Below are 6,829 nucleotides of genomic sequence, written 5' to 3' on the forward strand. Positions count from 1 at the left end.
CCTTCACCTGACCCACACATCCATCAACGGCGGGGAGATAACTGGCCGCCGTTGGGGACACCCTCATGGCCACCAGCGTGTGAACTATCTGGCCGCCAGCGGGGAGAGCTCAAAGGCCATTGACAAAGCGCAAGCTGCGGACAAGGCTTCGTTGGGCTTGAGGTCGGCGATCCGTCGCTCACCGATCCGGAGCCTGATCACCGGGCCGGTCTCGCCAGGATCTTGTTGCATGAGTTCCAAGAACAGCGTCGGCGTGTAGTCCAGGCGGACACCTTCAAGCCGAAGGTTCACTGTGCGCAGTTCGGCTCGATGCAGGACCCAGCCGGTGGTTTCCACATGGGACTCTGTGCACCATTCGGGACAGGTGACCTTGATGGGATCCATCTCAAGCACCACCCCAGAGCCTTACCGCGCCATGGGAGAGGCGACATGCCTGAATGATCGGTGCGGTGGGTGCGTAGTCCAAGGGCCGATCGCGGTCGATACGGGCGGGCCGGATGCGGCCGACGGCTCCAGCAGGTGAGTTCAGAAGTGCGGTGACGAGATGGACGGTGGCACGGCTCCAGAGGCTGGTCACGCCGCAGGAACCTTGAGTCTCAGTGCTCCAGACCGTCCACTCGTAGAACGGAACACCGGCCACTTGGGGGATGGGAGTAACGGCCTGCCGACGACGCGTCACGTCGCCATCGGCAGACCTGCTCTGAGGGATTGCGCCTGTAGGCGCTCCCATTGCGGGTGCGGACCCGTGACTGTCCATGTCAGGGACGCTACGAACGGGACGAAGGGCCTCTCAATGAGGTTTCCCGAGATTTCTTAAAGATCTTCAGCAGCACGTCTGATCAAGGCTTCAGCTTCCTGCCCATAGACGGCCAATTCGGCGATGCCGTTGAAGTGCTTGAGGTACAGCGCGATCTCTCTCGGCTGGGTGATGGTCAGGGCCGCGCTCACGGTCTCGGTCGCCACGTGCCGCTGATCGAACATCCAGTACCCGGCGTGCGGGCCCAACTCGTAGTCCACGTGCCGGGGAACGATGCCAAGGTGCAGGCGCGGCAGAGCGGCCATCTCGGACAAGATGTGCTCCAGTTGCGGACGCATCACCTCGCTGCCCCCTACGCGGGTGTAGAGCGCCTGCTCGGCCAGCACGATGTGGAAGCGCCGCTGTCCCATGCGGAGGATGGACTGACGGCCGATACGGGTCGCCACGGCGGCGTCAAGGTCGTTCGGCGTCTCGTAGAAGGCAATGACGCGGGCCATGATGACGCGGGCGTACTCCCGGGTCTGCAGAAAGCCGGGGACGTGAAAGGGCTCCCAGATCCGGAACAGCATCGTGGTCAGGTCTTCTGAGCTGAGCACGTGCTGGACGCGACGCTGACCGCCGCGCATCTGCCGTCGCCATTCGACGTACTGGGCCTCGATCGCGCGAACGGTGGCGATCAGCTCGGGGACCTGGTCTTCGGCTTCACACGCCCGGCACCACGCCCGGATGTCGTCCTCGCTCGGAGCTTGCCATGCGTTCTCCAGCTTGGACACGCGCGGAGGGCGCCAGCCCAAGCGCAAGGCAAGCTCCCGCCCGTTGAGTTCCGCATCTCGGCGGATGTCTCGTAGGCGGGAGCCAAGGGCCTGGCGGGCGGGATCAGTGGGGGAAGACACGGGCGATGGGTCAGGTAATCGGCTCGGCGTTCATGTGCGGGGAGTGAATGTACTCCGCATGCGGCATCGCGCGCTCCCAGACACGATCACGAGCCGCCAAGTAGCGGCGGAGTAGGTGTGAGTTGTCGGTGGCGACGAAGACTCCGACGCGTCCATCGCCAGGGAACATCGTCAGCACCAGGTGCTCATCGTCGAACAGCCAACAGTCCTCTTCGGGCAGGTCAACGTCCGTCGTGAGGTGACGCGGCAGGTAGCGGATGTCTTCTCCCGCCTTGACGTTGTCCCCGGCGATGTCGAGCAGCCACCTGGTGTAGAGAGTGTGCGGCACCGTGACCACGCGTACCCGCTGAATCAGGCAGCCTGCGGACGTGTGTTCACGGACAAGCGCCTGCCATGGCCGTCGCCATGCATGGTCGTCGTGTTCGCCGGCTCGCCACTTCCGGAACGGCTCGGCCTCGCTGTCCACGTGGTAGCTGTCCTTCAGCTCCAGGTGAAAGGCGCGCTTCGCTCGGCTGAAGTGCTGTCGGAAGTCGTCGTCAGACAGCTGAGCCATCCGGCCCTCCTGGCGGCAGGAAGTTCATGAGCCGCTTGGGGACGCGGATCACCAGTTCGTTCGCCGGGACGCCGCCGATGGTGTTGATGTGCTCGGGGTCGCTGATGGCGAAGCCCTGGATGACGAGGTCGTCTCCGTCCTCCCACAGGGTGGGAGAGTGCCCGCTGTCGGTCGCCTTGCCGAGGAACTTCAGGCTCATCCGATCGCCTCCTCAGAGGAGTTTCTTGGGGTTTCCCGAACGACGGGATCGTCCGCCTCGCTGGGCCGCGTGTCAAGGAAGAGGTTGGTCTCCAACTCCGGAGCTAATCAGGCCCTCGCTTCAACTCGGATCTCACTCACCCAATCCGTCGCCAGCGCGGCGGCATGCCTCGCTGGGCGTAGCGGCCGGGCTCGAACGAGCCGGTCTCCAGAACGATCTGGAGAACCAGTGCGCATTCCGCGAACAACCGGTCGTACCGCGCCTTGTCGGCATCGCTGTGCTCGCCTGCTTGGCGACCGTCCACGATGGAGGCGACATCGGCGTACACGTCGTTGTTACCGAAGGGCCGCTTGTGGTTGAGGCCCGGAGCACCGTTCTGGTCGTCGCCCACCCAGGAAACGTGGCCTCGCCGCAACAGCGCGATGTGCTCCGGCAGTACGTTGAACTCGTCGATGAACTCGATGTCAAGCCAGGTCTCGTACGGGCTGCGATGCATGTGAGGCTCCCAGAGCGATAGCTGACAGAGCGAGCCTAGCGTCCGTGTACGACAGCCCTGAGCAGACCGTTGTTCAGTCCCCGACTTCGAGCTGTATGCGGTCGGCCGGGTGGATCTCCTCGTCGAGACCTTCGCGGTGCACAACGAGAACCGGCGTGCCGTCCTTGAGTCTGAACTGGCGCTTCTCCTCGATGCTGGGCATGCGTGCGGCGATGCGGGCTCTGCCGTCCACGCGAACCACGGTGGGCTCATGCCACAGGCGCACCTGTGACCCGGAACCCTTCACGGTGATGATGACGCCCTCACTTCGTAGGGCGGCAAGGGCGTCGCGGACGGTGTCACGGCCGACTTCATACGCCTGGGCGAGTTGCGCCTCCGACGGCAGATTTTCGCCTGGAGCGAACTCTCCGGCCTCGATCCGGCCCCTCAGCAGGTCGGCAAGCTGCCGGTAGAGGGGGGTGTAGCTCCCCGGATCGATGCTCATGGTCTTGGACCGTAGGTACCCCTAGGGCCACCTCCGGTTGTGGCCCTAGGGCCATAGATTTAGTCTTGAGGGTGTAAGTTTTCGCCTTCAGGCGCAGAAGGCGATCTTCAACCATTGGTTCGTCCGACCTGTTCGGACGCGCCGCCGTACGGGGAGAGATCATGGCCCTCACCATCGTGGACAGCACCGCTTACGACCCAGGGCTACACAAGAGGGGCACCGCCTCAGCCACCAGGTGTGGCTGGCACGGCGTTAAGAGTCCGGGTGCGCGTTGCAACAGCAGGCCAGTGAAGAGTGTGGAGATCCGCGACGCTGGCGGATGCGAACGGTGGATCTCGGCTTGTGAGCGAGCGACCTACCAGATCGCCGACCTACCTCACGAGCACTGACTGAAGGCCCCTTCTCCAACCGGTCCCGCACCCGGCCGGAGAGGGGGCCTTCTCATGTCCATCTTGCGGCTAGGTCACAAGATCTTGCGGGTCCGCTTGCGGCTTGTACCTGTTTTGACCAGCCATCTTGCGGCCTTGCGGCCTTCGGTTGAAGTCCCCAGAGACGCCCCTGGAGCGCTTCTCAGCGCCGCCAAGCCCGCAACCGCAAGAGGTCACTGGCGTCGCTCGACGGCCTCGATGAGGCGAGTCTTCTCAACGCCCTTACGGGTGCTCGTGCGACCATCCTCGGTATGGCCGTGCATGTCCTTGGTGGACACGCCGTGCGGCTTCAACGCCGCCGTGAGAGTCGCGGTCTTCCCCGCCTCGTCCTGGTCAGCCCACGTCCCGTAGACCTCCGGCCGGAGGTCGGCCAACCGGTCCACGACGACGCAGTTCCACACCTTCTTCTCGCTCGCCTTGATCACCGACAAGACATCGGTGAGCAAGTCGTACGACGGCGGCATAGGCGTGCCGATCGCCATGCCTGACAAGGTGCCAGCGGCCTCGCGCATGGCATAGGCACGCTCACAGATCCGCTCAGCGGCAGGGCTGTTCACGCCGTAGCTGCGGACGATCATCGGGTCGTCCGTCTCACCCGCCAGATAGCCGATGCCTTTGTCCTTCTTCGTGAAGGTCGTGGCCCGGATGCCGTTCTTGTAGGCCGACGTGCCGAGCACCATGTCGTTCTCCGTCTGCCCCATCACCCGCAGGCAGAAGCGGATGCCCACGTTCGCCGAGACGCCGGTCGGCAGGCTGTCCTTGTCTGGCCGCTGTGTGGCCAGCAACAGGATCACACCGAACGCCCTACCGAGCTTGATGATGTCGGTGGCCAGCTTGCCCGCCTCGTCGCCGTAGTCCTCGTGCGAGAAGAGCTTCTGGCACTCGTCGATGATGAAGACCATCGGGAACAGACCGAGGGAGCGTTTCGCTGCCAGCTCTGACGTGACCTTACTCTCGGGACACAGGTCCTTGGGCAGGCCCGCGATGACCTTGGCTCGCCGCTCCAGGTCGGTGCGCACCTCTCGGAGCGAGAGCAGGCAACGGAAGGCGGTCTCGTCGTCCTGGCCGCTGCCGTAGTGGTGGGCCAGCTTCTCCAGCGGCGAGAGATCACCGGAGCCCTTCAGCTCGAACACGCGCAGCTCCGCCGTGGGGTCCAAGGCAGCAGCCAGAGCGAGAATCCGCAGGGCGAAGGTCTTGCCCATGCCCGGCATAGCGCCGATGAGCATGTTGGCGAACATCAGCGTCACCGGCACGGTCCGGCCTCGCTGGTCGGTACCGAATGGCACCTCCCGGAACAGATCGGCCCGGCCGCTCTGGGCCAAGGGCCAGCGAGGAGGCTTGACCTTGCTCATCTCCTGGTCGCCCACCCAGAGGATGAGCCTGCCGGGGTGCTCCTCTCCAGGCTCCGGCCACACGCAGCCAATGGGCCGGCGCAGGCCGGACGCGAGCTTGTCCCTCACCTTCATGATGTCGGTGGCCGTCACGCCGAGCGGCAGCTCCACATCGGCACGCCAACCAGGTCCATCACGGGTAATCGGAGCGGGGAAGGTGATGCCCCTGCCTCCCCGGGACAGCGCCTGGTTGATGCCGGAGATGTTCAGCGAGGCGAGCGCGTCGATGACCATGTCGCTGGTGAGCTTCAGCACCCGAGCTGGAACGACAGCCCGGTCAAGGAGCGGCTTGTCTGAGGGCGTGCCCACGATGCCAGCCACCGTGATCAGCATGCCGAGCGTGAGCCAGTGCGCCCATGACGGCGCTGCTACGGCGAGGATGATGGCTGCGATGACCAAGGTGATGGCGGCGATCAACGTCACCCAGAGCCGCGCCCTCACCCGAGCGTCACGCCGCTCGCTCAGCTTGAGGTACTCCTCGGCGTTCTCCCGCCTGACGGCTGCTCGTCGTACCGGACGGCCCTCCAGGTCGAACTGCCAGCGCACCAGCTCCACCAGAAGCCGCCACACGCCCGCAGGGGAGCGCGCCAAGAGCCTCGCGGCATACTTTGGCGTCCGCAGCGTGTGATACGCCAGCACGTAGCCGCTGTGCTCGGCCTGCCACTTCAGGACCGCCAGGGCGTCCGCGCGGGACTTGAGCCAGAGCGGCACCAGCGGTGAGCGTCCGGCGCGACGCTCACTGAGCTGGGCCAGGTAGTCCTTCGGCGCGGGGGTGTAGGACCGATCGACGACCTCACCTTCAAGGACTTCTCCGTCATCGTGGACGTCCTGAGGGACCGGCACGGCCACCTCGTTTTCGCTCATGGCTGCGCTCCGTTCAGGGCGGGCGCAGGGTGGTCCTGTTCCACCTCGGCGATGATCTCTTCGGCCTCGCGTTGCTCGATGCCCCACCGGTTCATGAGGGCCCGCCGACCGACTCTCTTGTTGCCCGGCTGGAGGCTCTCCTCGAAGGTGAGCCGTGCCGCCTCGAACCGGTCTACCGGCAGAGCAAGCGCTGTCTGTGCCACCTCGGCCGAGGTCTCCTCACAGCGGCACGCATGATCCATTTCATCGGTGACCGGGACAGTATTCCGGCCACTTCGCACCAGCCACATCAGCAGCTCGTACGCCGCCACGCACGCGACGGGCGCAAGGGCGCTGAGCAGGCGCGATCCCACTCCACCGGACCATCCGTGGGCCACGTTGGCGACCAGTGTGACGACGCCTCCCATGCCGAGCGCGACGTACGCCAGGACCGGCACGGGCAGCTTTCGGCGCGAGCAGTAGACCATGACGAGCGAGGCCATCACGATCACGCCGTCGCTCATCGCGGGGTAGAGCACGGCCATGTCGTGCCGCTCTCCGAGGGAGATCGCCAGTGCATAGAAGTGGTGGTACGAGACGTACCCGGCAGCCCCCGCGACGCCGAGCAAGATGGTCACCGCAACCCCTCGGATCAACCTGAGGGGCCACGATGATTCCGGACAGCCGTGTTATGGGTGCAGCCTATGCGGCCGTCTGGATTGCAAGGGCCTCGTTGAGAACCTCCAGGGGCGGCCGGTAGCCGAGCGCCGAGTGCAGGCGCCGAC

8 protein-coding genes are annotated in these 6,829 nt (G+C 65.1%); all 8 read right to left on the reverse strand.

All coding sequences use genetic code 11. The features are described 5' to 3' along the window. Positions 1-84 precede the first annotated feature (84 nt). Positions 85-384 carry a DUF6907 domain-containing protein gene (locus tag ABD331_RS60410; protein WP_344496613.1) on the reverse strand — a complete coding sequence of 100 codons (300 nt, stop codon included), beginning with the start codon at positions 382-384 and terminating at the stop codon, positions 85-87. 429 nt (positions 385-813) lie between these two features. Further along, positions 814-1,650, reverse strand: coding sequence for a helix-turn-helix domain-containing protein (locus ABD331_RS60415; protein ID WP_344496615.1), 837 nt, complete (start codon positions 1,648-1,650; stop codon positions 814-816). Positions 1,651-1,660: 10 nt separating this feature from the next. Then, positions 1,661-2,203, reverse strand: coding sequence for a DUF6879 family protein (locus tag ABD331_RS60420; RefSeq protein WP_344496617.1), 543 nt, complete (start codon positions 2,201-2,203; stop codon positions 1,661-1,663). Next, on the reverse strand, positions 2,187-2,402 hold the full coding sequence (locus ABD331_RS60425; RefSeq protein WP_344496619.1) for a hypothetical protein: 216 nt from the start codon (positions 2,400-2,402) through the stop codon (positions 2,187-2,189). The genes ABD331_RS60420 and ABD331_RS60425 overlap by 17 nt, the downstream gene beginning before the upstream one ends. 136 nt (positions 2,403-2,538) lie before the next feature. After that, a complete protein-coding gene (locus tag ABD331_RS60430; protein WP_344496621.1) occupies positions 2,539-2,898 on the reverse strand; it encodes a hypothetical protein in 360 nt (119 codons plus the stop codon). A gap of 73 nt (positions 2,899-2,971) precedes the next feature. Next, a complete protein-coding gene (locus ABD331_RS60435; RefSeq protein ID WP_344496623.1) occupies positions 2,972-3,382 on the reverse strand; it encodes a GntR family transcriptional regulator in 411 nt (136 codons plus the stop codon). 601 nt (positions 3,383-3,983) lie between these two features. Continuing rightward, positions 3,984-6,065, reverse strand: coding sequence for a cell division protein FtsK (locus ABD331_RS60440; protein ID WP_344496625.1), 2,082 nt, complete (start codon positions 6,063-6,065; stop codon positions 3,984-3,986). Next, positions 6,062-6,682, reverse strand: coding sequence for a DUF2637 domain-containing protein (locus ABD331_RS60445; RefSeq protein WP_344496627.1), 621 nt, complete (start codon positions 6,680-6,682; stop codon positions 6,062-6,064). The genes ABD331_RS60440 and ABD331_RS60445 overlap by 4 nt, the downstream gene beginning before the upstream one ends. Positions 6,683-6,829: the final 147 nt, after the last annotated feature.

It is taken from the genome of Nonomuraea monospora (genome assembly GCF_039531895.1).
Taxonomy (GTDB): Bacteria; Actinomycetota; Actinomycetes; order Streptosporangiales; family Streptosporangiaceae; genus Nonomuraea; species Nonomuraea monospora.

Bases quoted from the DNA above. Each gene is read 5' to 3' on its own strand.
- ABD331_RS60410 (WP_344496613.1), bottom strand. From the start codon at position 384: ATGGATCCCATCAAGGTCACCTGTCCCGAATGGTGCACAGAGTCCCAT.
- ABD331_RS60420 (WP_344496617.1), bottom strand. From the start codon at position 2,203: ATGGCTCAGCTGTCTGACGACGACTTCCGACAGCACTTCAGCCGAGCG.
- ABD331_RS60425 (WP_344496619.1), bottom strand. From the start codon at position 2,402: ATGAGCCTGAAGTTCCTCGGCAAGGCGACCGACAGCGGGCACTCTCCC.
- ABD331_RS60430 (WP_344496621.1), bottom strand. From the start codon at position 2,898: ATGCATCGCAGCCCGTACGAGACCTGGCTTGACATCGAGTTCATCGAC.
- ABD331_RS60435 (WP_344496623.1), bottom strand. From the start codon at position 3,382: ATGAGCATCGATCCGGGGAGCTACACCCCCCTCTACCGGCAGCTTGCC.
- ABD331_RS60440 (WP_344496625.1), bottom strand. From the start codon at position 6,065: ATGAGCGAAAACGAGGTGGCCGTGCCGGTCCCTCAGGACGTCCACGAT.